This is a genomic window from Cupriavidus sp. 05N38 (genome assembly GCF_056397345.1).
On sequence record NZ_JBFTNF010000038.1, the window covers coordinates 101,212 to 124,967 of the forward strand.

20 protein-coding genes, 1 tRNA gene and 2 riboswitches are annotated in these 23,756 nt (G+C 68.0%); of the genes, 8 read left to right on the forward strand and 13 right to left on the reverse strand.

The annotated features are described in order from the left end of the window. Positions 1-30: 30 nt before the first annotated feature. The 7 genes from AC1DK4_RS25375 to gcvT all read right to left on the reverse strand — a co-directional run bounded on the left by AC1DK4_RS25375 (position 31) and on the right by gcvT (position 7,997). Complete coding sequence (locus AC1DK4_RS25375; RefSeq protein ID WP_441613051.1) at positions 31-768, reverse strand: MBL fold metallo-hydrolase; 738 nt, start codon at positions 766-768, stop codon at positions 31-33. Positions 769-846: 78 nt separating this feature from the next. Continuing rightward, positions 847-1,170 (reverse strand): EthD family reductase, encoded by a 324-nt coding sequence (locus tag AC1DK4_RS25380; protein WP_441612902.1) that lies wholly within the window; start codon positions 1,168-1,170, stop codon positions 847-849. 115 nt (positions 1,171-1,285) lie between these two features. Next, positions 1,286-2,662, reverse strand: coding sequence for an L-serine ammonia-lyase (locus AC1DK4_RS25385; RefSeq protein ID WP_441612903.1), 1,377 nt, complete (start codon positions 2,660-2,662; stop codon positions 1,286-1,288). A gap of 43 nt (positions 2,663-2,705) precedes the next feature. Continuing rightward, positions 2,706-3,248, reverse strand: a complete 543-nt coding sequence (locus AC1DK4_RS25390; protein ID WP_441612904.1) for a DUF421 domain-containing protein — start codon at positions 3,246-3,248, stop codon at positions 2,706-2,708. A gap of 115 nt (positions 3,249-3,363) precedes the next feature. Beyond that, positions 3,364-6,285, reverse strand: coding sequence for an aminomethyl-transferring glycine dehydrogenase (gene gcvP, locus AC1DK4_RS25395; protein WP_441612905.1), 2,922 nt, complete (start codon positions 6,283-6,285; stop codon positions 3,364-3,366). Positions 6,286-6,399: 114 nt separating this feature from the next. Then, on the reverse strand, positions 6,400-6,780 hold the full coding sequence (gene gcvH / locus AC1DK4_RS25400; RefSeq protein WP_441612906.1) for a glycine cleavage system protein GcvH: 381 nt from the start codon (positions 6,778-6,780) through the stop codon (positions 6,400-6,402). An 89-nt stretch (positions 6,781-6,869) separates the two neighbouring features. Further along, positions 6,870-7,997: a glycine cleavage system aminomethyltransferase GcvT gene (gene gcvT / locus AC1DK4_RS25405; protein WP_441612907.1), complete on the reverse strand. Its 1,128-nt coding sequence runs from the start codon at positions 7,995-7,997 to the stop codon at positions 6,870-6,872. A 101-nt stretch (positions 7,998-8,098) separates the two neighbouring features. Continuing rightward, positions 8,099-8,231, reverse strand: a riboswitch (glycine riboswitch). Between the two features lie 21 nt (positions 8,232-8,252). After that, positions 8,253-8,340, reverse strand: a riboswitch (glycine riboswitch). Between the two features lie 209 nt (positions 8,341-8,549). On the opposite strand from gcvT, the gene AC1DK4_RS25410 reads away from it, so the two are divergent. Then, positions 8,550-10,646 carry a UvrD-helicase domain-containing protein gene (locus AC1DK4_RS25410; protein WP_441612908.1) on the forward strand — a complete coding sequence of 699 codons (2,097 nt, stop codon included), beginning with the start codon at positions 8,550-8,552 and terminating at the stop codon, positions 10,644-10,646. A gap of 242 nt (positions 10,647-10,888) precedes the next feature. Here AC1DK4_RS25410 and AC1DK4_RS25415 read toward each other — a convergent pair whose 3' ends face one another. Together AC1DK4_RS25415 and AC1DK4_RS25420 are read right to left on the reverse strand one after the other, a co-directional pair. Next, positions 10,889-11,647, reverse strand: coding sequence for a peptidase associated/transthyretin-like domain-containing protein (locus tag AC1DK4_RS25415; RefSeq protein WP_477131851.1), 759 nt, complete (start codon positions 11,645-11,647; stop codon positions 10,889-10,891). 7 nt (positions 11,648-11,654) lie between these two features. Continuing rightward, entirely contained in the window at positions 11,655-12,308 is a 654-nt protein-coding gene (locus AC1DK4_RS25420; RefSeq protein ID WP_441612910.1) for a hypothetical protein, read from the reverse strand. A 390-nt stretch (positions 12,309-12,698) separates the two neighbouring features. On the opposite strand from AC1DK4_RS25420, the gene AC1DK4_RS25425 reads away from it, so the two are divergent. The 3 genes from AC1DK4_RS25425 to hemN all read left to right on the forward strand — a co-directional run bounded on the left by AC1DK4_RS25425 (position 12,699) and on the right by hemN (position 16,340). Further along, a complete protein-coding gene (locus AC1DK4_RS25425; RefSeq protein WP_441612911.1) occupies positions 12,699-13,439 on the forward strand; it encodes a response regulator in 741 nt (246 codons plus the stop codon). Then, entirely contained in the window at positions 13,411-14,589 is a 1,179-nt protein-coding gene (locus AC1DK4_RS25430) for an ATP-binding protein (RefSeq protein ID WP_441612912.1), read from the forward strand. The genes AC1DK4_RS25425 and AC1DK4_RS25430 overlap by 29 nt, the downstream gene beginning before the upstream one ends. Positions 14,590-14,924: 335 nt before the next feature. Next, positions 14,925-16,340, forward strand: a complete 1,416-nt coding sequence (hemN, locus tag AC1DK4_RS25435) for an oxygen-independent coproporphyrinogen III oxidase (protein ID WP_477131855.1) — start codon at positions 14,925-14,927, stop codon at positions 16,338-16,340. A gap of 105 nt (positions 16,341-16,445) precedes the next feature. Here the strand turns inward: hemN and AC1DK4_RS25440 are convergent, their stop codons facing one another. Continuing rightward, positions 16,446-17,324, reverse strand: coding sequence for a c-type cytochrome (locus tag AC1DK4_RS25440; RefSeq protein WP_441612913.1), 879 nt, complete (start codon positions 17,322-17,324; stop codon positions 16,446-16,448). Positions 17,325-17,714: 390 nt separating this feature from the next. Here AC1DK4_RS25440 and AC1DK4_RS25445 point away from each other — a divergent pair. Next, positions 17,715-17,790 (forward strand) — tRNA-Arg (locus AC1DK4_RS25445). Positions 17,791-17,986: 196 nt separating this feature from the next. Here AC1DK4_RS25445 and AC1DK4_RS25450 read toward each other — a convergent pair. The 3 genes from AC1DK4_RS25450 to AC1DK4_RS25460 form a co-directional block, all read right to left on the reverse strand. Beyond that, on the reverse strand, positions 17,987-18,175 hold the full coding sequence (locus AC1DK4_RS25450) for a hypothetical protein (RefSeq protein WP_441612914.1): 189 nt from the start codon (positions 18,173-18,175) through the stop codon (positions 17,987-17,989). 262 nt (positions 18,176-18,437) lie between these two features. Continuing rightward, complete coding sequence (locus AC1DK4_RS25455; protein ID WP_441612915.1) at positions 18,438-19,409, reverse strand: Bug family tripartite tricarboxylate transporter substrate binding protein; 972 nt, start codon at positions 19,407-19,409, stop codon at positions 18,438-18,440. Between the two features lie 67 nt (positions 19,410-19,476). After that, positions 19,477-20,352: a TauD/TfdA dioxygenase family protein gene (locus tag AC1DK4_RS25460; RefSeq protein WP_441613053.1), complete on the reverse strand. Its 876-nt coding sequence runs from the start codon at positions 20,350-20,352 to the stop codon at positions 19,477-19,479. Between the two features lie 146 nt (positions 20,353-20,498). Between AC1DK4_RS25460 and AC1DK4_RS25465 the strand changes: the two genes are divergently transcribed. The 3 genes from AC1DK4_RS25465 to AC1DK4_RS25475 all read left to right on the forward strand — a co-directional run bounded on the left by AC1DK4_RS25465 (position 20,499) and on the right by AC1DK4_RS25475 (position 23,690). After that, complete coding sequence (locus AC1DK4_RS25465) at positions 20,499-21,143, forward strand: TetR/AcrR family transcriptional regulator (protein ID WP_441612916.1); 645 nt, start codon at positions 20,499-20,501, stop codon at positions 21,141-21,143. 609 nt (positions 21,144-21,752) lie between these two features. Further along, positions 21,753-22,598: a TauD/TfdA dioxygenase family protein gene (locus tag AC1DK4_RS25470; RefSeq protein WP_441612917.1), complete on the forward strand. Its 846-nt coding sequence runs from the start codon at positions 21,753-21,755 to the stop codon at positions 22,596-22,598. Between the two features lie 33 nt (positions 22,599-22,631). Further along, positions 22,632-23,690 carry a beta-keto acid cleavage family enzyme gene (locus AC1DK4_RS25475; protein ID WP_441612918.1) on the forward strand — a complete coding sequence of 353 codons (1,059 nt, stop codon included), beginning with the start codon at positions 22,632-22,634 and terminating at the stop codon, positions 23,688-23,690. The last annotated feature ends 66 nt before the right edge of the window (positions 23,691-23,756 follow it).

Sequence of the window (23,756 nt, forward strand, 5' to 3'; positions counted from 1 at the left end):
CTTGCCCAATTGCCCAATTGCCCGCTAGACCTAGACCCCGTGCGGCACGTGGTCACCGTCACGCAGGCCCAGGCGCTGGTTGGCCGGCACTGCCACGTCGATCAGCTTCGGCCTGGGCAGGTTGAGCTGCTTCATGATCTCGATGAACTGGATGCGCGTATGGCCGGCTACGCGGCTGTTGTGCTGGCGTTCGTGACCGATGGTGGATGCCGTGCGGCCCTTGTAGTCGTGCGCGGGATAGACCAGCGTGTCGTCCGGCAGGGTGAAGAGCTTGCGGGTGAGGCTGTCGTACAAGGTGCCGGCGTCGCCCGACTGGAAATCGGTGCGGCCGCAGCCGTCGATCAGCAGCGCGTCGCCGGTGAAGACGCGTCGCACCGGGCCGGCCGGCGTGGCCTCTTCCCACAGGTAGCTCATGCTGCCGGCGGTGTGGCCGGGCGTATGGATGGCGCGCAGCACCTGCGTGCCGAACGGCAGCGTGTCGCCGTCGATCAGCTGTTTCTCCGCGGGACGGATATCGCAGCCCGACGGCGCCGCGCTGTGTGCGCCGGTTTGCATCGCAACATGGCCGGCGGAGGTGATGTGGTCGGCGTGCGCGTGTGTTTCCACCACCCACGCCAGCCGGGCGCCGCTGGCCTGCAGGCAAGCCATGTCGCGCGCGAGCTGCCGGTCGACCGGGTCGATCAGCAAGGCTTCGCGCGTGGCGGCGTCGATCAGCAGGTAGGTGAAGGTTGACGAGGTCTCGTCGAACAGCTGGTAGAAGGTCTGCATGACGGTCTGCACGACGGCACGGTCGGATCGGGAATGCAAGAAACAGCGCCGCGGCGCGCGCGGCACCAGTCCGCCGGTTCAGGCGATGTCCACCACTTCGCTGATCTGCACTACCGGCACTGCATTAGTGTAGTTGGGGATGTCCTGTTGCAGTTCCTTTCCCGCGGCCCGGGAGGCGGCCACGAAGTCCGGCAGCGAGTCGAACAGGAAGTGGCACATCGCGGCATAGGCCGGATCGGATCCCGGAGCGCCGCCGCCCAGCCCGCGCTCCACCGCCACGCCACGATAGCCCGGCTGCGCGCTGTACAGCTCGACAGCGCGCGGCATGTGGCGCGTGCGGTAATAGTCGAAATCGAACTTGCCGTCCTTGCTGTACGGGTAGAGGATGCTGATCTTGATCATGCCGGGTCTCCGTTTCGGTTGTAAGCCGGGCAAGCGTAGCAGAAAGCACTGGAGACGGCACCGCGCCGCCCGCCACGCCTGCCGCCCCGGCGGCAGATCCCCGGTGCGCGCCGGCTCAGCACTCCACGATATTCACCGCCAGCCCGCCGCGCGCCGTTTCCTTGTACTTCGTCTTCATGTCCGCGCCGGTCTCGCGCATCGTCTTGATCACCGAATCGAGCGACACGTAGTGCGCGCCGTCGCCGCGCAGCGCCATGCGCGCCGCGTTGACGGCCTTCACCGAGGCCATTGCATTGCGCTCGATGCACGGGATCTGCACCAGCCCGCCGACCGGGTCGCAGGTCAGGCCCAGGTTATGTTCCATGCCGATCTCGGCGGCGTTCTCCACCTGCTCCGGCGTGCCGCCCATCACGGCGGCAAGCGCGCCCGCGGCCATCGAGCAGGCCACGCCGACCTCGCCCTGGCAGCCCACTTCGGCGCCGGAGATGGAGGCGTTGAGCTTGTACAGCATGCCGATCGCGCCGGCCGTCAGCAGGAAGTCGATCACGCCCTGCGGGTTGGCCCCGGGCACGAAGCGGTCGTAGTAGTGCAGCACGGCCGGGATGATGCCGGCCGCGCCGTTGGTGGGCGCCGTCACCACGCGGCCGCCGGCGGCGTTCTCCTCGTTCACGGCGATGGCGTACAGGTTGACCCAGTCCATCACCGAGAGCGGATCGGCCAGCGCGCGCTCGGCATGCTCGGTGAGGTTGCGGAACAGCTCGGGCGCACGCCGCCTGACCTTGAACGGGCCCGGCAGCTCGCCGTCGGTGCGGCAGCCGCGCGCCACGCAGGCCTGCATCACGGCCCAGATGCGCAGCAGCCCGGCGTTGACATCGGCTTCGCTGTGCCACACGCATTCGTTTTCCATCATCAGGCGCGCGATGCTCTTCTTGCTGGCCGCCGCCATTTCCAGCATCGCGCGTCCGCTGCGGAACGGGTGCGGCAACTGCTGGTCGGCACCGAGGATCTGCGTGTTGGCCGCGCCCGCCGTGACGACGAAGCCGCCGCCCACCGACAGGTAGCGCCCCTCGCGCAAGGGCTGCCCGGCGGCATCGAAGGCATGGAACTTCATGCCGTTGGGATGCTCGGCCATGGCTTCGCGCCGGTAGAAGACGATGTGCTCCTTCTCCACGAACGGCACCGGGTGCGCGCCCAGCAGCGACAGCGTGCGGCTGGCGCGCAGCGCGGCCAGGCGCAGCTCGATGGTGTCCGGGTCGATGGTGTCGGGCGCTTCGCCCAGCAGGCCGAGGATGACCCCCTTGTCGGTGCCGTGGCCGCGGCCGGTGGCGCCGAGCGAGCCGTACAGCTCGACGCGCACGCTGGCCACCTGGGGCATCAGGCCATCACGTGCCAGGCCCTGGGCGAACATCAGCGCGGCGCGCATCGGGCCGACGGTGTGSGAACTGGAAGGGCCGATGCCCACCTTGAACAGATCGAAGACGCTGACTGCCATGGCAAGGCTCCTGGGGATCTTGGCTATCTGCAACCCACCGGCGTCAGACCGGCGCGTCGCTATCGTTGTTGAGGGGGGCGCGCCACAGCGAGGTGGCTGCGTCGCGCGGAGTGGGCGGGGCGTCCTTCCTCACCATCACGCTGATGGTGCCGTCGTTCTCGAGAATCGCGAAATGCACATCGCCAACGCGCTCGCAGCCGGCATGGCGCAATGCCTTGTGCAGGTCGTCGCGGGTGATGTAGGCGTGCTTCATCACGTCGGCAAAGACCTGGCCTTCATGGATCAGGACCTGCGGGCGGCCTTCCACGACATTCTCAAAACGCCGGCTGCGCCAGCTCAGCCAGGCCAGCACGAGATTGGCGCCGACCAGCGTCACGGCAAGGATCAGGCCCGCGGTGACGGAGTTGTCGCCCGCATTCATCGAATTCTGCACCGCGTTGGACAGCACCAGCAGCAGCACCAGGTCGAGCGATGTCAGCTGGCCGATCTGGCGCTTGCCGGAGAGCCGCAGCAGCACCAGCAGGCTGCCGTAGACAATCAGTCCGCGCAGGACGAATTCCCACCATGGGGCGCTGAGGTTCCACATGCGTGCTCCGTTTGCCGGGCGCGGCCGGGTGGCCGGGCAACCACACCGAGCATAGCGCGTTGGCGCAAGCGCCGGGGGCTGCCGCAACGGCGGACAGGCCCCGGCTCCCGCCAGCTTACTCTTCGGCGTACTCGCTCATCGGCACGCAGGCGCAGAACAGGTTGCGGTCGCCGTAGACGTTGTCGGCGCGGCCCACCGGCGGCCAGTACTTCTGCGTGCGCAGCGCGGCCACCGGGTAGGCGGCTTCCTGGCGCGTGTACTTGTGCTCCCAGGCGTCGGCGGTGATCACGGCGGCAGTGTGCGGCGCGTTCTTCAGCGGGTTGTCCTCGCGGTCGAAGCTGCCGTCCTCCACGCGGGCGATCTCGGCGCGGATGGCGATCATGGCGTCGATGAAGCGGTCCAGTTCGTGCAGGGCCTCGCTCTCGGTCGGCTCGATCATCAGCGTGCCCGGCACCGGGAAGCTCATGGTCGGCGCGTGGAAGCCGTAGTCCATCAGGCGCTTGGCCACGTCCTCGTTGGAGATGCCGGTGGTCTTCTGCAGCGGGCGCAGGTCCAGGATGCACTCGTGCGCGACCAGGCCGTGCTGGCCCGTGTACAGCACCGGGAAATGCGGCGACAGGCGGCGCGCCACGTAGTTGGCGGCGAGGATGGCGTTCTCGGTGGCGGCGGTGAGGCCGGCCGAGCCCATCATGGCGACGTACATCCACGAGATCGGCAGGATGCTGGCCGAGCCGAACGGCGCGGCGGACACGCCGCCGATGCCGTTGTCGTCGCGGCGGTAGCCCACGCTGTCCTGGTTGGGCAGGAAGTCCGCCAGGTGCGCGCCGACCGCCACCGGGCCCACGCCGGGTCCGCCGCCGCCGTGCGGGATGCAGAAGGTCTTGTGCAGGTTCAGGTGCGAGACGTCGCCGCCGAACTGGCCGGGCGCGGCGGTGCCGACCATGGCGTTCATGTTGGCGCCGTCCACGTAGACCTGGCCGCCGTGCTTGTGCACGATGTCGCAGATCTGCTGCACGCCCTGCTCGAACACGCCGTGCGTGGACGGGTAGGTGATCATGATGGCGGCGAGGTTGCGGCTGTGCTGCTCGGCCTTCTTCGCCAGGTCGGCGAGGTCGACGTTGCCGTCTTCGTCGCAGGCCACCACCACCACCTTCATGCCGGCCATCTGCGCCGAGGCCGGGTTGGTGCCGTGCGCGGAGGAGGGGATCAGGCAGATGTCGCGATGGCTTTCGCCGCGGCTGGCGTGATACGCGTGGATGATCAGCAGGCCCGCGTACTCGCCCTGCGAGCCGGCGTTGGGCTGCAGGCTCACCGCGGCGTAGCCGGTGGCCGCGCACAGCATGGCTTCGAGCTGGTCGATCATCTCGCGGTAGCCCACGGTCTGGTCCAGCGGCGCGAACGGATGGATCTTGCTGAACTCGGGCCACGTCACCGGGATCATCTCGCTGGTGGCGTTGAGCTTCATCGTGCACGAACCGAGCGGGATCATGGTGCGGTCCAGCGCCAGGTCCTTGTCGGCCAGCATGCGCAGGTAGCGCAGCATCTCGTGCTCGGCGTGGTGCGTATTGAAGACCGGGTGGGTCAGGTAGGCGCTCTGGCGCGCAAGCGCCGCGGGGAAGGCGTCCTGCGCGGCGGCTTCCAGTGCGTCGAACCCGGGCACCGGCTTGCCGTGCGCGAAGATTTCCCACAGCGCGATCACGTCTTCGCGCGAGGTGGTCTCGTCCAGCGAGATGCCGATGCGGTTGGCGCCGGCGTGGCGCAGGTTGATGCCGCGCGCGGTGGCGGCCGCGTGGATGGCCTCGGTGTTGAAGCCGGTCACCAGCGTGAGCGTGTCGAAGAAGGTCGCGTTGGTGCGGGTGTAGCCGAGCACCTCCAGGCCTGCGGCCAGCGTGGCGGCGAGGCGGTGCACGCGCTGGGCGATGCGCTTGAGGCCCTGCGGGCCGTGGTACACGGCGTACATCGAGGCCATCACCGCCAGCAGCACCTGCGCCGTGCAGATATTGGAAGTGGCCTTCTCGCGCCGGATATGCTGCTCGCGCGTCTGCAGGGCCAGGCGATAAGCCTTGTTGCCCTGCGCGTCGATGGTCACGCCGACCAGGCGGCCGGGCATGGAGCGCTTGAACGCGTCCTTGACCGCCATGTAGCCGGCGTGCGGGCCGCCAAAGCCCAGCGGCACGCCGAAACGCTGCGAGTTGCCCACCGCCACGTCGGCGCCCCATTCGCCGGGCGCGGCGATCAGGGTCAGCGCCAGCAGGTCGGCGGCGGCCACCACCAGGCCGCCGGCGGCGTGCACGGCGTCGGCGATGGCGCGGTAGTCGGCCACGTCACCGTTGACGCCCGGGTACTGCAGCAGCACGCCAAAGGCATGGGCGCCGGCAGCGTCGGCCGCGGGGCCGACCTTGACTTCGATGCCCAGCGGCAGCGCGCGCGTGCGTACCACTTCCAGCGTCTGCGGCAGCACGTCGTCGGCCACGTAGAAGGTGTTGGAAGCGTGCTTGTTGACCCGCTGCAGCAGCGTCATGGCCTCGGCCGCGGCGGTGCCTTCGTCGAGCATCGAGGCGTTGGCGATATCCAGGCCGGTCAGGTCGGTGACCATCTGCTGGAAGTTCAGCATGGCTTCCAGGCGGCCTTGCGAGATTTCAGGCTGGTACGGCGTGTAGGCGGTGTACCAGGCCGGGTTCTCGAAGATATTGCGCAGGATGACGCCGGGCGTCAGCGTGTTGTAGTAGCCCTGGCCGATAAAGCTCTTGAGCACCAGGTTCTTGCTGGCCAGGCCGCGCAGCCTGGCCAGGGCGCCTTCCTCGGTGAGCGGCTCGGTGAACTCGCCCAGCGGCATGCCGTCGCGGCGGCGGATGGCGGCGGGAATGACGGCGTCGATCAGCGCGGCACGGCTGTCGTAGCCGAGTACCTTGAGCATGTGTTGCTGCTCGGCGGCATCGGGGCCGATATGACGGGAAGCAAAGGCGTCGCGCGCCTCCAGTTCGGCCAGCGTGGGCCGGGCACCTTTGGCTGCGTTCATGGGCAGGGGGGCGTTCATGGCAAGAACCTCGTTGGGCGCAGGGCGGCGGGTGGTCAGCCGCGCCGCCGTGCATCAGTCTTCAGTCGCCGCTCCCGTGGCAGGCAAGCCTCGCGGGAGCGGCAGGGTGTCGCGTCAGGCGCCGACGTTGGCCTTGTAGGCGTCCACCGACATCAGGCCGTTGACGTCGTCGCTGTTGGCCGGCTTGAGCTTGAACAGCCACGCATCGAAGGCGTCGGCATTGACGCTTTCCGGCGCGGCGACGGCGGCTTCGTTGACGGCGATCACTTCGCCGGCCACCGGCGCGTAGATGTCGGAAGCGGCCTTGACCGATTCCACCACCGCCAGCGCGTCGCCTGCGCCGACCGACTTGCCCACTTCCGGCAGCTCCAGGAACACGATGTCGCCCAGCGCGTCCTGCGCGTGGTCGGTGATGCCGATGGTCAGCGTGCCGTCGGCTTCGACGCGCACCCATTCATGGGACTCGGTGTATTTCAGGTCGGCGGGGAAATTCATGGGATTCTCCAGATTCAATTTGTTTTTTCAGCGCCCGCCGGGCGGAGGCAATCCGTCGCCGGCGGGCGCGCTGTGACCGGTGCGAGCGTTCAGCTCACGAGTGCCTTGCCATTGCGCACAAACGGCAGTTTAACCACAGTCGCGGCGAGTTTGCGGTCGCGGATCTCGACCTGCACCTCGGCGCCGAGGGCAACGTCGCGCGGCAGGCGGGCAAATGCGATGGACAGGGACAGCGAAGGGCTGAAGGTGCCGCTGGTGATCTCGCCGTCGCCGGCAGTGGTGATCACCTTCTGGTGCGCCCGCAGCACGCCGCCTTTTTCACGCAGGATCAGGCCGACAAACTGCTGGGTCTGGCCGCCGGCGACGAGCGCCGCCTTGCCGGTGAAGTCGCGCTCGCTCTGCAGGTCCACGGTCCAGGCCAGGCCGGCGTTGAGCGGCGAGGTGTGGATATCCATGTCCTGGCCGTACAGGTTCATGCCGGCTTCCAGGCGCAGCGTGTCGCGCGCGCCGAGGCCGGCCGGGCGCACGCCGGCAGCGACCAGCTTCTCCCACAGGCCGGCCACGTTCGCGGCCGGCACCACCAGTTCGAAACCATCCTCGCCGGTGTAGCCGGTGCGCGCCACCATGACTTCGCCCAGGGCGGGATCCTGCACCACGATGGCGTTGAAGGGCTTGAGGGCTTCGCTGGGCTGGGTGGAGGGGAAGGCGCTCCACACCTTGGCGCGGGCGTTCGGGCCCTGCACGGCGACGATGGCCAGCGGCGCGGCGCCCGCGGGGGCGTTGTCGCCGCGGCGCGGGGTGATGGTGACGCCGCTGCCGGTGGCGGCGTTGCGCGCGGTGATCCATTCGATATCGCCGGTCGCGGTGCTGGCATTGACTACCAGGCGGAAGCGGTCCTCGGCGAAGAAGTAGACGATCAGGTCGTCGATGACGCCGCCGCTCTCGTCGAGCATGCAGGAATAAAGTGCCTTGCCCGGCGTCTGCAGCTTGTCCACATTGTTGGCCAGCAGGCCGCGCAGGAAGGCGCGCACATTGGCGCCGGCCAGGTCGACCACGCACATGTGGGAGACGTCGAACATGCCGGCGTCGGTGCGCACGGCATTGTGTTCTTCGATCTGGGAGCCGTAGTTGACCGGCATGTCCCAGCCGCCGAAGTCGACCATGCGGGCGCCGAGTGCGCGGTGGATGGCATTGAGGGGCGTGGCCTGGAGCGTCATGTAGTCCTCGGGGGAAGGCGGAAATCTCGGTTCGAAAACGAAAAAAGGGTCATCCGCCGCCAGACCCGGCGCGCCATGGCGCTGCCAGATCCGCCGCGGCGGATGACCCCTCTGTCCTCGATACCTGAGAGATTACAAGGCGGTCCGGTGGACCTGTGCCCTGCGCGCCCCTTCGGTGGGCACGCTCGCCGTCGCTTGCGCGCGTGGCGGGTGCCGCTCTCCAGAGTACGGCGTGCATCGTGTGCATATTGCAAGCCGATCCGACCAGTCCATGGTGCCTGAGAGTTTTCGGGTGATACCCCTTCGGCGGCGCAAGATCTGCGCGCTCTCCCGGCCGGATGGCGCGACTCTACAGGCAGCCCCGGTGGCTTGTCAACGCGTGGCGCGCGGCACGGCACCGGCACCCCGGGGCCGGCAACCCGGCGTGTTAACATCTGCGGCTGCTGTCGCTTGCGGGGACATCACCCCGGTGCCGCAGTCTTCACAGGCAGCCCTGGCCGCGTCGTCTTCGCCAGCCATTTCGCCATCCGCTTCCGCCACCACGCCAAACGCATGACCCACGGACTCAATCCCGCCCAATCCGAAGCCGTCCGCTATCTCGACGGCCCCTGCCTGGTGCTGGCCGGCGCCGGTTCGGGCAAGACGCGGGTGATCACGCAGAAGATCGCGCACCTGATCGAGGACAAGGGGTTCGAGCCCAAGCATATCGCCGCGGTGACCTTCACCAACAAGGCCGCCAAGGAGATGCAGGAGCGTATCGCCAAGCTGATGGAAGGCAAGACCACGCGCGAGGGCCGCCGCATTCCGCTCAAGCAGATGACGGTCAGCACCTTCCACTCGCTCGGCGTGCAGATCCTGCGCGCCGAGGCCGAGCACGTGGGGCTGAAGCCGCGCTTTTCCATCATGGACTCGGACGACTGCTTCGGCCTGGTGCAGGAGCAGCTCGCCACCACCGACAAGAAGCTGATCCGCAGCGTGCAGAGCACCATCTCGCTGTGGAAGAACGGCATGGTCGATCCAGAGACCGCCATCGCCACCGCCGAGAGCGCCGACGACCACCAGGCCGCGCTGGTCTACCGCAACTACGTGGCCACGCTCAACGCCTACCAGGCGGTGGATTTCGACGACCTGATCCGCCTGCCGGCCGAGCTGTTCGCGCGCGACGAAGCGGTGCGCATGAAGTGGCAGAACCGCCTGCGCTACTTCCTGGTCGATGAATACCAGGACACCAACGCCTGCCAGTACCAGCTGCTCAAGCTGCTGGCCGGCGGCTCGCACCTGCGCGCGCCGGCCTTCACCGCGGTGGGCGACGACGACCAGGCCATCTACGGCTGGCGCGGCGCCACGCTGGACAACCTGCGCCTGCTGCAGACCGACTTCCCCGATCTCAAGGTGGTCAAGCTGGAGCAGAACTACCGCTCCACCGTGCGCATCCTGGAGGCCGCCAACGCCGTCATCTCCAACAATCCGAAGCTGTTCGACAAGAAGCTGTGGAGCGAGCACGGCATGGGCGACCCCATCGCCATCAACCCGATGAACGACGAGGAGCACGAAGCCGAGTCGGTGGTGTTCCGGCTCTCGGCGCACAAGTTCGAGCGGCGCGCGCAGTTCCGTGACTACGCCATCCTCTACCGCGGCAACCACCAGGCGCGCCTGTTCGAGCAGATCCTGCGGCGCGAGCGCATTCCCTATGTGCTGTCGGGCGGCCAGAGCTTCTTCGACAAGGCCGAGATCAAGGACATCTGCGCCTACCTGCGCCTGATCGCCAATCCGGACGATGATCCCGCCTTCATCCGCGCCATCACCACGCCGCGCCGCGGCGTCGGCAACGCCACGCTGGAAGTGCTGGGCACCTTCGCCGGGCAGGCCAAGGTCTCGCTGTTCGAAGCGGCCATGATGGGCGGCATCGAAGGCAAGCTGCAGCCGCGCCAGCTCGAGCCGCTGCGCGTGTTCTGCGAAGCCATGGTGCGCCTGGCCGGCCGCGCCGCCAGCGATCCCGCCACCGAAGTGCTCGACGACATGATGGAAGGCATCCACTACGAGGCCTACCTGTACGACACGTTCGACGAGCGCCAGGCCCAGTCGCGCTGGACCAACACGCTCGAATTCCTCGACTGGCTCAAGCGCAAGGGCACCAAGCCCGAGGCCGCCGAGGGCGGCGAGGCCACCGGCTTCGACACCGCCGACGGCTTCGGCGACGAAGGCAAGAACCTGCTGGAGCTGACCCAGACCGTGGCGCTGATGAGCATGCTCGAAGGCCGCGAGGAAGATCCCGACGCGGTGCGCCTGTCCACGCTGCACGCCTCCAAGGGGCTGGAGTACCCGCACGTGTTCCTGGTCGGCGTGGAAGAGGGCATCCTGCCGCATTGCCGCGAGGACGAAGACCTCGGCGACGAGAAGATCGAGGAAGAGCGCCGCCTGATGTACGTCGGCATCACGCGCGCCCAGCGCAGCCTGCACATCAGCTGGTGCAAGAAGCGCAAGCGCGCGCGCGACACCTACTCCTGCGAACCTTCGCGCTTTATCGGCGAGATGAAGCTCGAGGAAGCGCCCGCGCCGGCGGACGCCACGCCCGCCATGAGCCCCAAGGACCGCCTGGCCGGCCTCAAGGCACTGCTCGGCACGCCGGGCAAGACCGCCGCGTCCTGAGCCGCACGCWCGGCACGCGCGCCGGCTTTGTACAAAGTCGATACATTGGCCTACAAGCGGGACAAGATCGCAGCGGGCCGGCCTTCTAACATCACGATTGCCCGGACTGCCTTACTGGTCCGGGTGCCGCGCCGCTTCGTCCCTTCGGAGTGAGCGTGGCCGGGCGGCATGCCCGACTTCTTCCCTGTTTCGACGCCCCCGCGCTCGCGCGCCAGGGGGCGTTCTTTTCTGCCCCGCCGGCATCAGGCCCGCGCGATCCCCACCACGAATTCGCCTTCCAGCAACAGGGTCGCATCGCCCGACCGGTGGACCTGCACGATGCCGGGATGCGCGCCGGCGATCGGGTCCTGCCGCGTCGACACCGGCGAGGCGCCGCGCGCGCGGTAGGCCGGATGGCCCATGTGCACCAGCCGGCTGACCCGGTCGTCGAAGAACATCTGGGTGGTCAGGACGTGCTGTTCGCCAAGATGGATCTTCAGGTGGATATGCACCGCGCGCGGCGCGTACCAGCCTGGGTAGATGGTGAGGAACTGGGCGCTGCCGTCGGCCCTGGTGGTCTGCACGCCGCGCAGGAAACGCAGCTTGTTGTCGGGCACGACATGCATGCCGCCCGGCTCCGCCGGCGCCGCGGCGCCACCGTGCGGAGGACCATTGCCATCATGCGGCCCACCGGGCGGCTGGAGGCTGGCCTGGTCGTATCCGCTGTACTCGCCGCCGGCATCGCAATGCCAGATGCTGGCCACCGCGCCCGGTACCCGCGCGCAGTTGCGCGTGCTGTCCACCACGAGCAGGCGCAGCCGCATCGGAATCCCGGGCCGGTGGTCGCGGATATCGCTGCGCACCAGGGCCTGGTCTATATAGAAGGGGCCTTCCATCAGTTCGGGCGTCAGCAGGCAAAGCAGTGGCGGGGCGGCCGGGGCCGCGCCGGTCTCGCCGGCCAGCCCAAGCAGGCCGGTGCCTAGTACGCCGCCCAGAAAGCGGCGCCRGCCATCGTCAGGCATGAGTGCTTCATCGTGCATCTTTGGCTTCCTGTCGATAGGGTGCCGCAGCACCGGGTACGCCTGCCGGACCGGGCCCGGCAATGGCGCAGGGCATGGGCGCCGGGCCATGCGCGTGGCCTGGGAAGGCCCCCATTGGCGCTCCCGGCGGCGGCCCTGCCCAGCGTGGCGTGCCGGCCAGGGCACGCAGGCGACTGCGCTGGGCCGCGTCCAGGCTGTCTTCGAACGCAATCCTCCGGTCGCGCGCGATGCGCCGGTCGTGCTCCAGCGCATCGCGCAAGCGGTCTTCGCGCGCCGCCCGCTCGCGCAGCGGCGTCTCCGTGCCTGGCTCGTCCATCGGGTCCGTCGGGTCGGTCGGGTCCATCAGGTCCATGGGGTCCATCGGGCCGATCTCGCCGCCTTCGCGGATAAAGCGGGCGCGCAGCTCCAGCGCGTGCGCCCGGGCCTCGCGTTGCGCGGCGCGCGCGGCATGCCAAAGGGTAGTCTGGGCCGGCGTCAGCGCCAAGTCTTCGCGCAGCGAAGGCGGCACCGGCCGCTCGGGTGCGCCGGCCGGCAGTGCGTAGGCAGGCAGCGCCGTGGCGCAGGCGCCGCAAAGCAGGGCCAGCGCGACAAAGGCGCGCGGGCGGGGCAGCGGGCGGGGCAGCGATCCTTGTGTCTGATTCATGGCAGTTTCCAGAGTCGTCATGGGAAAGGAGCAACCCGGCGCGCTGGCCCCGGCCTCATGCCGCTGTCATCCAGCATAGCGTGCGCAGGCCCAAACAAGCGGCGGGTTGCCGACATGTCATCTTAAAAAGACGCGCCGGCATCTGCTTGAGCGCTTGGTCAGCATGGCGAAGCATTGGCGTACACGCTGGCCGCCGGGCCCGGCGTTTCGTATCGGAACTGATACAAAGCCGCCACACCGTGTCCATCAGGACGCCCCGCCGTGCTGGTAGAGTGTTCGCCTGGCGCAGGCAATGCGCCGCCTGCCTCGGCGCGCATCCCGCGTCGGCCGCCGTCCGGCGCGCCGCAAACCACGCAGCCAACGGCTGCCACCTGCCATACCGATATCCCGATGGACCTTTCTCCCGCCTCGCCCCTGCACCTGCTGGTCGTCGACGACGACCCGCAGATCCGCGCCATGCTGGCCGAATATCTCGCCACCTTCGGCATCGAAGCCGATGGCGCCGAGGGCGGCACCGCCATGCGCGCCGCGCTGGCCGCGCGCGACTACGACCTCGTGGTGCTCGACCTTTCCCTGCCCGGCGAGAACGGGCTGGCGCTGTGCCGCGAGATCCGCGAGCGCGGCGACCTGCCGGTCATCATGCTGACCGCGCGCACCGAACTGGCGGACCGCGTGGTCGGCCTCGAGGTGGGCGCGGACGACTACGTCACCAAGCCCTTCGAGATGCGCGAACTGGTGGCGCGCATCCACACCGTGCTGCGACGCACGCGCGGCGGCGGCGGCGCCGGCCCGAAGCGCCCGGCGGCGGTGGGCGGCCACGAAGTGCGCTTCGGCAACTGGCGGCTGAACACCACGCTGCGCCAGCTGGTGGACGGCGAGGAAACGGTGGTGCCGCTTTCCAACGCGGAATTCCGCCTGCTGCTGGCATTTATCGAGCATCCCAACCGGGTGCTGGACCGCGAGCTGCTGATCAACCAGGCGCGCGGCCGCGACCTGGACGTATTCGACCGCAGCATCGACCTGCTGGTCTCGCGCCTGCGCCAGAAACTGCGCGACGATCCGCGCGACCCGGCGCTGATCCGCACCGTTCGAGGCGAGGGCTATGTCTTCACCGGCACCGTCGAAGGCTGAGCGCGCGGGCTGGCTGGCCCGCCATGACTCGATGTTCGTGCGCCTGTTCCTGGTGATGGCGGCCATCATGCTGGCCGTTCACCTGCTGGGCGTCACCGTGATCGAAAGCGTATTCCCGCGCCCCGGCGCGAGCGGCTTCACGCTGGTGCCGGGCGACGAACCGCCGCCTCCGCCGCCGGGCGACGAGGGGCAACCCGGCGCGGGACCGCGCGCCGGCGGCCCGGGCGGGAATTTCGGCGCCGGTCCCGAAGCCAACAGCGCGCCGCCCCGGCACCGCCACCCGCGCGGGCCGCGCGGCTTTGGCCCGCCCCGCCTCGGGCTGCTGTTCCAGCTTGCCGCCATCATCGCCGCATCCTGGGCCGGCGCGCGCTTGCTGGCGCGCCCCGTGCAACGCCTGGCCAGCAGCGCCGGCCGGCTGGCGCAGGACGTGCACGCGCCGCCGCTGGACGAGGAGAGCGGCCCGGCCGAGGCGCGCGCCGCGGCCAAGGCCTTCAATCACATGCAGCGGCGCATCCGCACCCAGCTCGCGCAACAATCGCGGTTCCTGGCGGCGGTGTCGCACGACCTGCGCACGCCGCTTACGCGCATGAGCCTGCGCATCGAAGGCGTGGACGATAACCAGGTGCGCTATCGCCTGCGCCAGGACCTGGCGGAAATGAACGGGCTGATCGACGCCACGCTCTATTACCTGCGCGAACGCGACGGCAATGCCGCGCCGCGCCAGCGCGTGGACGTGCATGCCCTGCTGCAGGCGGTGGTGGACGATGCCAGCGAGATCGGCCAGGACGTCAGCCTGAGCGGCGACGCCGCGCCGCTGCTGGCCTATCCGGCCGAACTGCGCCGCGCCGTGGTCAACCTGGTGGAGAACGCGCACCGCTACGGCGGCAGCGCCCGCATCGAGCTGGCCGACAGCCCGGAGCGCGTGGTGATCGATGTGTGCGACAACGGGCCCGGCATTCCGCCCGAGGAAATGGCGCGCGTGCTGGAGCCGTTCTACCGGCTGGAGTCCTCGCGCAGCCGCGCCACCGGCGGAGTGGGCATGGGCCTGTCGATCGCCGCGGACATCGTCGCGCGCCACGGCGGCGAGCTGAGCCTGGCCAACCGGCCCGAGGGCGGGCTGCGCGTGCGCATCACGCTGCCGCGTGCCTGAGCGCTGCTGAGCATGCTGCGCGCCGCGCGCGCCGCGCGTGACGCCGGGGCGACGCGGACGCAAGTGCGCTGCACGCTCGATCGCGGCGGCTTGATGCCGGTCAACGCCGGCGGGGCCGGCCCCCTCTACGATGGGTCATCGAAATCCCATACGAAGGCCGCCCCATGCCTGCGACTGCCCCCGCCACGCCATCCTTCGCGCTGTCCTCCGAGCGCACCGCCTCCGCGGCGGACAGCCCGCCGCGCACCTGCTCCGGCAACTGCGGCGCGGCCTGCGCCGGCAAGCGGCCGGGCGGGCAAGACGCCCTGGCCGGTTTCCGCGCGCTGGCCGGGCGCATGGACATCAACGGGCCGCGCTACACCTCCTACCCCACCGCGGACCGCTTCCACGACCGCTTCGGCGAAGCGGACTACCTGCGGGCGCTGGCCGACTGCGGCGCGGCAGAACCAACCGACGGCCGGCAGGCACCGCTCTCGCTCTATGTGCATGTGCCGTTCTGCGAGAACATCTGCTACTACTGCGGCTGCAACAAGATCATCACGCGCGACCACCGCCGCAGCGGCCGCTACGTGGACTACCTCGTGCGCGAGATCGGCATGGTGGCCGCACGGCTCGGCGCGCGGCGCGCGGTGGTGCAGTCGCACTGGGGCGGCGGCACGCCGACCTTCCTCGACGCCGCCGAGATGCGCCGCGTGATGGGCGCCTTGCGCACGCATTTCGACCTGCTGCCCGAAGGCGAGCATGCCATCGAGATCGACCCGCGCCGCGTGGGTGAGGCGCAGATGGCGCTGCTGGGCGAACTGGGCTTCAACCGCATCAGCCTCGGCGTGCAGGATTTCGATGCCGAGGTCCAGCAGGCCATCCATCGCGTGCAGTCGCAGGCCGAAACCCGCGCCGTGGTCGATGCCGCGCGACGGCTCGGTTTCCACTCGGTCAGCATGGACCTGATCTACGGGCTGCCGCACCAGACCGCGRCGCGCTTTGCCACTACCGTGGAGCAGGTGCTCGCGATGTGCCCGGACCGGCTTTCGGTGTACAGCTACGCGCACCTGCCGCATGTGTTCAAGCCACAGCGCCGCATCGACGAGCGCGCGCTGCCCGCGCCCGCGGAAAAGCTCGACATCCTGACCGGCACCATCGCGCAGCTTACGGCGGCGGGCTATGTCTATATCGGCATGGACCACTTCGCGCTGCCGCAGGACGCGCTCGCCGTGGCCCAGCGCGAAGGCCGGCTGCAGCGCAATTTCCAGGGCTATTCCACCCACGCCGGCTACGACCAGCTGGGCTTCGGCGTGTCGTCGATCGGCGCGGTGGCCGGCCGCTATGTGCAGAACGCCCGCACGCTCGACGGCTACTACGCGGCGCTCGACAAGGGCGCGCTGCCGGTGATGCGCGGCTTTGCCACAGGCGGCGAAGACCGCCTGCGGCGCGACGTCATCGGCGCCCTGATGTGCAACGGCGTGCTCGACACGGACGCGGTGGCCGCCCGCCACGGCATCGACTTCGCGGCGCACTTCGCCACCGAACTGGCCGAGCTGGCGCGGCTGGCCGAAGACGGGCTGGTACGGATCGCAGCCGGGCGCATCGAGGTCACGCCACTGGGCCGGCTGCTGGTGCGCCGGCTGGCCATGGTGTTCGACAGCTACCTGCGCGACGACGCGGGCCGGGCCGGCAAGACCGCCGCGCCGGCCCGCAACGCTGATGCGGGTACGCCCGTGGCGATGCCGCTGCGCTACTCGCGCGTGGTCTGAGGCCAGCCCGCCGCGCCGGACCGGCGCCGCACCAATGAAAAAGCCCGCGGCATGCCGCGGGCTTTTTCGTCGGACCACGGCGCCGCTCACGCGGCGCATGGCAGCTTATTTCGAAGCGTTCGCCATGTAGTCCACCGCGGCGATCACGTCGGCGTCCGAGCCGGCGTAGCCACCCTTCGGCGGCATCACGCCCTTGCCCTTGAGCGCGAAAGCGTGCACGGCATCCATGCCTTCCTTCAGGCGCGGTGCCCAGGCAGCCTTGTCGCCGAACTTCGGCGCACCGGCAACGCCGGCGGCGTGGCAGGCGGCGCAGACCTGTTCGTAGACCTTCTTGCCCACTTCGGCCGAAGCCGGCGCGGCAGCTGCGGCGGCAGCCGGGGCCGCAGCAGCGGGTGCGGCAGCAGCAGCCGGTGCGGCAGCGGCAGCCGGGGCAGCGTCCGAAGCGGCAGCCGTGGCCGGCGCGGCGGCCGCGGGAGCGGCCGGTTCGGGGAACTTGCCGCCACCGGCGTCGGCCATGTAGACCACGGCACGGCCCAGTTCATAGTCCGAGTAGTCGTCGGCGGTGGTGCCGGCGCGTGCCTGCATGGCGCCCTTGCCGTGCAGCACCGAGTTCAGCAGCCCCTGGAAGCCCTGGCCGATACGCGGTGCCCAGTCAGCGGCGTTGCTGTACTTCGGCGCGCCTGCGGCACCGGTAGCGTGGCATGCGGCGCACACTTCCTTGTAGACCTGTTCGCCCGTCTTGTAGACACGCGGCGCATTGGGATCTTTCAGTTCGAGCGAGGCGATCGGCTTGATGCGGTCGTTGACGGCTTCGACGGTGGTCGACGAACCGGCGCCTTCCTTGGAACCGTGCCCGACGAAATTGACCAGCAGGATGATCACGATGATCGGCACCAGGAAGGCGGCGATCACGACAGCAATCAACTGCTTGGGGGTCTTGATGGGTGACTCGTGTTCTTCGTGCTCGTTGTGGACGTCGCTCATGCTCAACTCTCGATTTTGCAGGAAACCCGTAGCAGCTCGCGATCGGCTGCCTTGTCAGGCCGCTTGCCCAGTGGCCAACCCTCCCGGCCAGTTGTGCGCATCGGACCGTTATCCCTTCCCGGCCAGCCCGTGAAAGCGCCAGCAGGCGGAGCCAGCCGTCACCGTCCCCTGACTCCATGTGGACGCTGCGCAGCCCCGTTTGTACACAAATAACTCGCGATTATAGCCCCAAAGACCTACAGGATGGAGGCAAAAGCGGCTTGGAAGAGACGTCGCCGGACGTCGCCGCACCACCACCTGTGCGGCTGGCATGGACGCTGCGGGGCAAACGCTGTATGCTATGCGACTTTCCAGCGGCGCCATTCGCGCGCTGCCAGCGATGTACCCGCCGCGCCCGTAGCTCAATGGATAGAGTACTGCCCTCCGAAGGCAGGGGTTGCTGGTTCGATCCCAGCCGGGCGCGCCAATCCCTACAAGGGACTCCCGCTTTTCCCACCACCGCCGCGAAGGGCGACTGTAGCTAAACTGCAGCCAGCTTCGGTGCCGGCACCGTTGTCAGCGGCGTGACCCACTGTGTCAGGTGATCGGCCGACAGCCGGCGCCACCTCCCGGAGGGGCAACTGCTCGCCCGCAAGTTCCTCGATCTTGCCTTGCACCGACGTTCAATTCACCTTTCCGCTTCGGCGGCGCGGAGCATGAAGCCCCAAGAGCGTCTTGCTGAACCGGGTCTGGTAGCGCGGGAAGATCTCATTGCTCAGCAGCACGTCCGGGATTGGGCCGCCGAATGCCTGCGCCATTCTCACGATTGCCGGCAATGAGGGAACGACATGGCCGTGAATCCAGCCATGCATATTGTTCTTCGTAGATTCCGGGCATCTCCGCCAGCTTCCAGTACTGTCCATCCGCGACCTTGCGCGTCATCTGAAGCAAGATTCTTCACACCCGCCACATTTGCATCCGTGCCCGCAAGCCATCGAGCATGATCGAGAAATTCGCCGACGCCGACGCCGACGCCGCTGCCGCCTGGCGTGCGGCCGGTCCGCCAGGGGTTGCGCGTGATGCCGGCAAGCGCGCTTTCGGTGAGGCCCTTCGCGCCGGATTCGGATGTATTGGTCAGTCGGCCTTCGCGCCGGACAACCGGATCATCCGTTCGGTCACGGGCGAGGTGGCGTCGAAGTCGCGGCGGAATTCGGCGGAACTGGTGCCAAGCGCGTACATGCCGAAGACCTGGAAGCGCGCTTTCATCGACGTGGTCTGCACGGCTGCACGCACTTCCTGCTCGAGCCGGTCCAGCACGGCGGGCGGCACATTTGCCGGGGCCAGCATCCCGGCCCAGCCGACAGGCTTGTACTCGGACTGCGGGAAGCCCGATTCGGCCATGGTCGGTACGTTCGGCAGCTCCGCCGGGCGGCGGTCACCAAGTACAGCGAGCGGACGCAGGCGGCCGTTCTGGAAATGCGGCCCCATCACGCCCACGGTGCCGATGCCCCAGTCCAATTGCCCGCCGATCAGGTCCTGCACCATCGGCGCCTCGCCCTTGTACGCGGCATGCGTCATGTCGAGCCTGTTCGACTCGCTGAAATACGAACCCATGATATGCGCCGCCGAGCCCACGCCATACGAGCCGTAGGTCACGCTGCCCTTGTGCTGCTGCGCCCACGCCACGAACTCCTTCACCGTCTTCGCCGGCACCTTCTGCGGGTTCACCGCAAGCACGAGTTGCCCGGTGCAGATCTGCGACACGAAGCTCAAGTCGCGTTTTACGTCATAGGGCACCTTCGAGTACATGAAGGGCGCCGTGAGCAAGGGGCCGGAATGCGTAACCAGCACCGTGTAGCCATCGGGCGCGGCGCGGGCGACGTACTGCGTGCCGAGCATGCCGCCGGCGCCCGGCCTGTTATCGACGATGATTGGCTGGCCCATGCGCTTGCTCATCAATTCGGCGAGCGCCCGCGCGATGGAATCCATGGCGCCGCCCGCCGCGGAGGGAACGACGAAGGTGATCGGACGGCTCGGATACGTGTCGGCCCGGGCCGCCACGCTGCAAACCAGCGCGGCGACGCCGACCATTGCTTTCCATTTCATCTGCTGCCTCCCTGCCTCGTTTGGTTCGATTGTCTCGCTCGTCTCGTTTATCTCGCGACCGTGCGGCTCACACCGGGCGATCGCCGATGATCGTCGCCCGCATCATGCGTCGCACGGCTGGGAAATAGTCCTGGATCGCGTAATGCTGGGTGGAGCGGTTGTCCCAGAAGGCGATGGTGTTCGGGCGCCAGCGCAGCCGCATCTGGTATTCAAGGATGGCTGGCTGCCGGAGCAGATAGTCGAGCAGGTCCTGCTTCTCGGAATGCGATTCAAACGCACCGCGCACCGGATTGCACGTCCTGAAGTTGGCAAAGTGGGTGACGAAGCCGCCATTGACGTAGAGGATCTTTTCGCCGCTCTCGGGGTGGGTGCGCACCACCGGATGCGTGGCGGGAGGAAACTGCCAGCGCTGCTCGGGGGTCATCTTGTCGCCGAAGGCCGGGCCGATGTCGTGCACGGCCAGCAGTCCCTCGATCTGCTGCTTGCGGTGCTCGGGCAGCCGCTCGTAGGCCAGCGCCATGTTGACCCATACGGTGTCGCCGCCAATCTCGGGGCACTGCACACAGCGCAACATCGACGCCATCGACGGAATTTCGCGCCACGACACGTCGCTGTGGTAGCCGTTCTCCATCGCGGGGCGCTTGTCGTCGCCACCGAGCAGCACGAGTTCGGGAAGCGCGTCGTGGTGCGGGAAGGTGGGATGGATCTCCAGTTCCCCGAAGCGGCGCGCCAGCGCCACGTGCTGCGCGGGGGTGATGTCCTGGTCGCGGAACACCAGCACCTTGTGCTCCACCAGCGCCTGGCGCAGGGCGGCGATCGTGTCGTCGTCGAGGGGCGCCGCGAGGTCGATATTGCCGATCTCGGCACCGATCGCCGGCGAAATACGGCCGACGGTAAAGGTGGAATGCAGCGCGCCGGGGCGAACCACGGCGGGGGCGGACATCGTGGCTTGCGCAGCGTGGACGCCATTCATGGCCTGTCTCCAATTTATAATGGTGAATATATTTTGGGCTTGTCCCCTGAGCGGACGCAACCAGTAGTTCGGGGGGGCAGGGGAAAACCACGACGAGACATAAGCGCGGGAAAGACATGACAAGACACAAGGCCCTGGCCGCGCTGGATGGCCAGCCCGGCTTCGTTCCTCCGCGCTACACCCGCGCCGGGCGGACGACAGACGCCCTTCTGAAGGCGGGGCGCGAGCTGCTGTGCGAGCGCGGGCTCGACAGCGTAACCATCCAGGAAGTGTGTGCCGCGGCGTGCGTGACCACGGGGGCGTTCTATGGGCGGTTCGACAGCAAGGAAGCGTTCTTCCGCGCCCTGCAGGCAGTGGCGGAGGAAGACTCGCGTCTCTCGATGCGGGCGCGTCTCGCCACGTTGAAGGAAGGAGAGTGGGTCCTGGAGACGGCCGTTCACGCGCTGTTGGCCGAATTGCGTCGCGTCGTGCTGCGCCACCAGGGGGTGTTGCGGGCGACGATCCTGGAAGCGCGGGGCACCGCATGGCCCCGCTTCAAGGAAGGTCGGCACGCATTCATCGAGGAGGCCTTGCCGCTGCTCGTGCCGTTGCACGGCGGAGCCGACCCGGCGCTGCTGGAGCGGCGCATCCGGATCGCCTTCCAGTTCGCCGTCGGGAGCATCATCAATGCGATGCTCAACAATCCCGGGCCACTGCGGCTGGCGAGCGGCGAATTCGATGAAGAGCTGGCGCGGGCGTTTTGCGCTTACCTGCGCGCATGACCTCCCGTGTGCCGGTCTTGCCTCAACCGGGCCCGCCACCAGGTATGCATCGGTCCGTCGATCGGGAAGTCGTTCGAGAAAGGGCAAATCAATGTCCGGCTACTGTCGGACTGGTTATTCATGGCCTGAGGCCTGAGGTCTGAAGGGCCGAAGATGCGCCGACATGCGCTGGCGGCTCGCCTCGCATCGCAGCTTCCCGGGGCGCCCGGCGGCAGGCGTCGAGCCACTCCCAATCGCGATTGCGATCCCGATTGCGCCCGGCAGTCTCACTGCGCCTGCGATCTCGCGGCCGTCCATGCGTCCCTGGCAACGAGGTAAGGCATCGGGGCCAAATGCCTTCAATCCGGCACCGCCCGGCATCGGCACGCCCCGCGCTTCGGCGTTACCGAACCTTTCTGCCCACAACGCGATACGGATTCGGCACCCGATGCGTGCCGGCTGCTTTCACGCAACGCATGGCGGCTTGTCGCGGTCTCTTCGCCGTGTCCCAAATTAGCAAATGGATGTCCCAGGAAAGCAAGCGCGGAAGTCGGGAGCCCCAGATACTCGTTCTCCAGAAGCCAGGCACTGAACTGTCCCTGGATTCACCAGACTGCAGGAGACGAGAAAATGAAAATCAGGCAAATCACCCCCGCCATCGGGGCCGAGATTTCGGAAGTTGATCTCGGCGAGGCATCGCGCGACCCGGCGCTCTTCGCCGAGATCAAGGTGGCGCTGCTCAAGCACAAGGTCCTCTTTTTTCGCAAGCAGGCCATCACGCGCGCGGAGCACGTGGCCTTCGCGAGCGGCTTTGGCAAGCTGGAAGACCATCCGGTGGTCGGCAGCGATCCGGACTATCCGGGCCTCGTGCGCGTGTACCGGAGTGACAACCCGCACAGCTACGAGAACAACTACCACTGCGACGGCCTGTGGCGCCCCAACCCCGCAATGGGGGCGGTGCTGCGCTGCATAGAATGCCCCGAGATCGGCGGCGACACCATCTGGGTGAACATGGTGAAGGCGTACGAGGAACTGCCGGAGGAGATCAAGCAGAAGATCGACGGCCTGCGGGCCAGGGCCAGCATCGAGCAAAGCTTCGGGGCTGTCATGACGCCGGAAGCGCGCGCCAGGCTGGTCCAGGAGCATCCGTCGGTGGAGCACCCCGTGGTGCGCACTCATCCGGAGACCGGCGAGAAGATCTTGTTCGTCGGCGCGGGGTTCTCGACGCACCTCACCAACTACAGCACGCCGGCGAACGTGCGCCACGGCATCGACAAGGCGCCCGGCGCCTCCTTGCTGCTCAACTACCTGATCAGCCGCGCGACCATTCCCGAATATCAGGTCCGCTGGTCGTGGCAAGAGGGCGACGTCGCGGTCTGGGACAACCGCTGCACGCAGCACTACGCACTCAACGACTACTGGCCGGCACCGCGCAAGATGGAGCGCGCCGGCATCGTGGGCGACACCCCCTGCTGATTCGCACACAGCCCCTCTTTCCGGAGAATCACCATGAATTTCCTCGACGGTCACCTTTTTCCCGAAAACCAGCAACCGCTGATCATCACGGCCGCACCTTATGCCCCGGGCTGGCTGCCCTCCGACTTCCCCGAGGACATTCCCGTCACGATGGAAGACCAGATCCAGAAGGCGGTGGACTGCTATAACGCCGGCGCCACGGTTCTGCACCTGCACGTGCGCGAACTCGATGGCAAGGGCAGCAAGCGCTTGTCGAAGTTCAATGAACTGATCGCCGGCGTGCGCAAGGCGGTGCCGGAAATGATCATCCAGGTGGGCGGCTCCATTTCCTTCGCCCCCGAGGACGAAGGCCAGGCCGCCAAGTGGCTGTCCGACGATACCCGCCACATGCTGGCCGAGCTGGATCCCACGCCGGACCAGGTCACGGTGACGGTCAACACCTCGCAAATGAACGTCACCGATCATGCGGAAGACGCGGACTTCCGGGGTACCTCGCGCGCGAATCCGGCCAGCTTCAACGCCTACAAGGAAATGACGGTGCCCGCGCAGCCAGGCTGGGTGGAGGAGCACGTCCGCCGCCTGACCGCCAAGGGTATCCAGAGCGCCTTCCAGTGCTACAACACCAACAGCTTCGAGTCTGTGGAGCGGCTGATGCGCCGCGGTTTCTACAAAGGGCCGCTGGTCATGAACTGGGTGGCGATCGGTGGCGGCATGGATACGCCCAACGCGTACAGCCTCGCCAATTTCATGCGCGGCGTGCCGGACGGCGCGGTCGTGACGGTGGAGAGCAACGTGCGAAACGTGCTCCCGGTCAACATGATGGGAATTGCCATGGGCCTGCATGTGCGATGCGGCACGGAGGACGTGCTGTGGAACCAGAGGCGTACCGCGAAACAGAGCACCGTGAAGCAGATCGAGCAACTGGTACGCATCTCGCACGAATTTGGTCGCGAGATCGCCACCGCGAAGCAAGCGCGGGAGATCAGCAAGATCGGCGTGTTCTACGACTCGGTGGAGGAGTCCTTGCAGGCCAACGGCTTCGCGCCCAACCGAAATGGCGGCACTCAGGGTTTCCTGCGCAAGACGCAGTGAGACGCCCAGCCCGCCCGCCGAGCGACGCTGCCACGCGATACGTGCTTCGCTACCGGCCACGCATGC

Coding starts and splice junctions, on each gene's coding strand:
- AC1DK4_RS25375 (WP_441613051.1), bottom strand. CDS start 768: ATGCAGACCTTCTACCAGCTGTTCGACGAGACCTCGTCAACCTTCACC.
- AC1DK4_RS25380 (WP_441612902.1), bottom strand. CDS start 1,170: ATGATCAAGATCAGCATCCTCTACCCGTACAGCAAGGACGGCAAGTTC.
- AC1DK4_RS25390 (WP_441612904.1), bottom strand. CDS start 3,248: ATGTGGAACCTCAGCGCCCCATGGTGGGAATTCGTCCTGCGCGGACTG.
- gcvP (WP_441612905.1), bottom strand. CDS start 6,285: ATGAACGCCCCCCTGCCCATGAACGCAGCCAAAGGTGCCCGGCCCACG.
- gcvH (WP_441612906.1), bottom strand. CDS start 6,780: ATGAATTTCCCCGCCGACCTGAAATACACCGAGTCCCATGAATGGGTG.
- gcvT (WP_441612907.1), bottom strand. CDS start 7,997: ATGACGCTCCAGGCCACGCCCCTCAATGCCATCCACCGCGCACTCGGC.
- AC1DK4_RS25410 (WP_441612908.1), top strand. CDS start 8,550: ATGACCCACGGACTCAATCCCGCCCAATCCGAAGCCGTCCGCTATCTC.
- AC1DK4_RS25420 (WP_441612910.1), bottom strand. CDS start 12,308: ATGAATCAGACACAAGGATCGCTGCCCCGCCCGCTGCCCCGCCCGCGC.
- AC1DK4_RS25425 (WP_441612911.1), top strand. CDS start 12,699: ATGGACCTTTCTCCCGCCTCGCCCCTGCACCTGCTGGTCGTCGACGAC.
- AC1DK4_RS25430 (WP_441612912.1), top strand. CDS start 13,411: ATGTCTTCACCGGCACCGTCGAAGGCTGAGCGCGCGGGCTGGCTGGCC.
- AC1DK4_RS25440 (WP_441612913.1), bottom strand. CDS start 17,324: ATGAGCGACGTCCACAACGAGCACGAAGAACACGAGTCACCCATCAAG.
- AC1DK4_RS25450 (WP_441612914.1), bottom strand. CDS start 18,175: ATGCATGGCTGGATTCACGGCCATGTCGTTCCCTCATTGCCGGCAATC.
- AC1DK4_RS25455 (WP_441612915.1), bottom strand. CDS start 19,409: ATGAAATGGAAAGCAATGGTCGGCGTCGCCGCGCTGGTTTGCAGCGTG.
- AC1DK4_RS25460 (WP_441613053.1), bottom strand. CDS start 20,352: ATGTCCGCCCCCGCCGTGGTTCGCCCCGGCGCGCTGCATTCCACCTTT.
- AC1DK4_RS25465 (WP_441612916.1), top strand. CDS start 20,499: ATGACAAGACACAAGGCCCTGGCCGCGCTGGATGGCCAGCCCGGCTTC.
- AC1DK4_RS25470 (WP_441612917.1), top strand. CDS start 21,753: ATGAAAATCAGGCAAATCACCCCCGCCATCGGGGCCGAGATTTCGGAA.
- AC1DK4_RS25475 (WP_441612918.1), top strand. CDS start 22,632: ATGAATTTCCTCGACGGTCACCTTTTTCCCGAAAACCAGCAACCGCTG.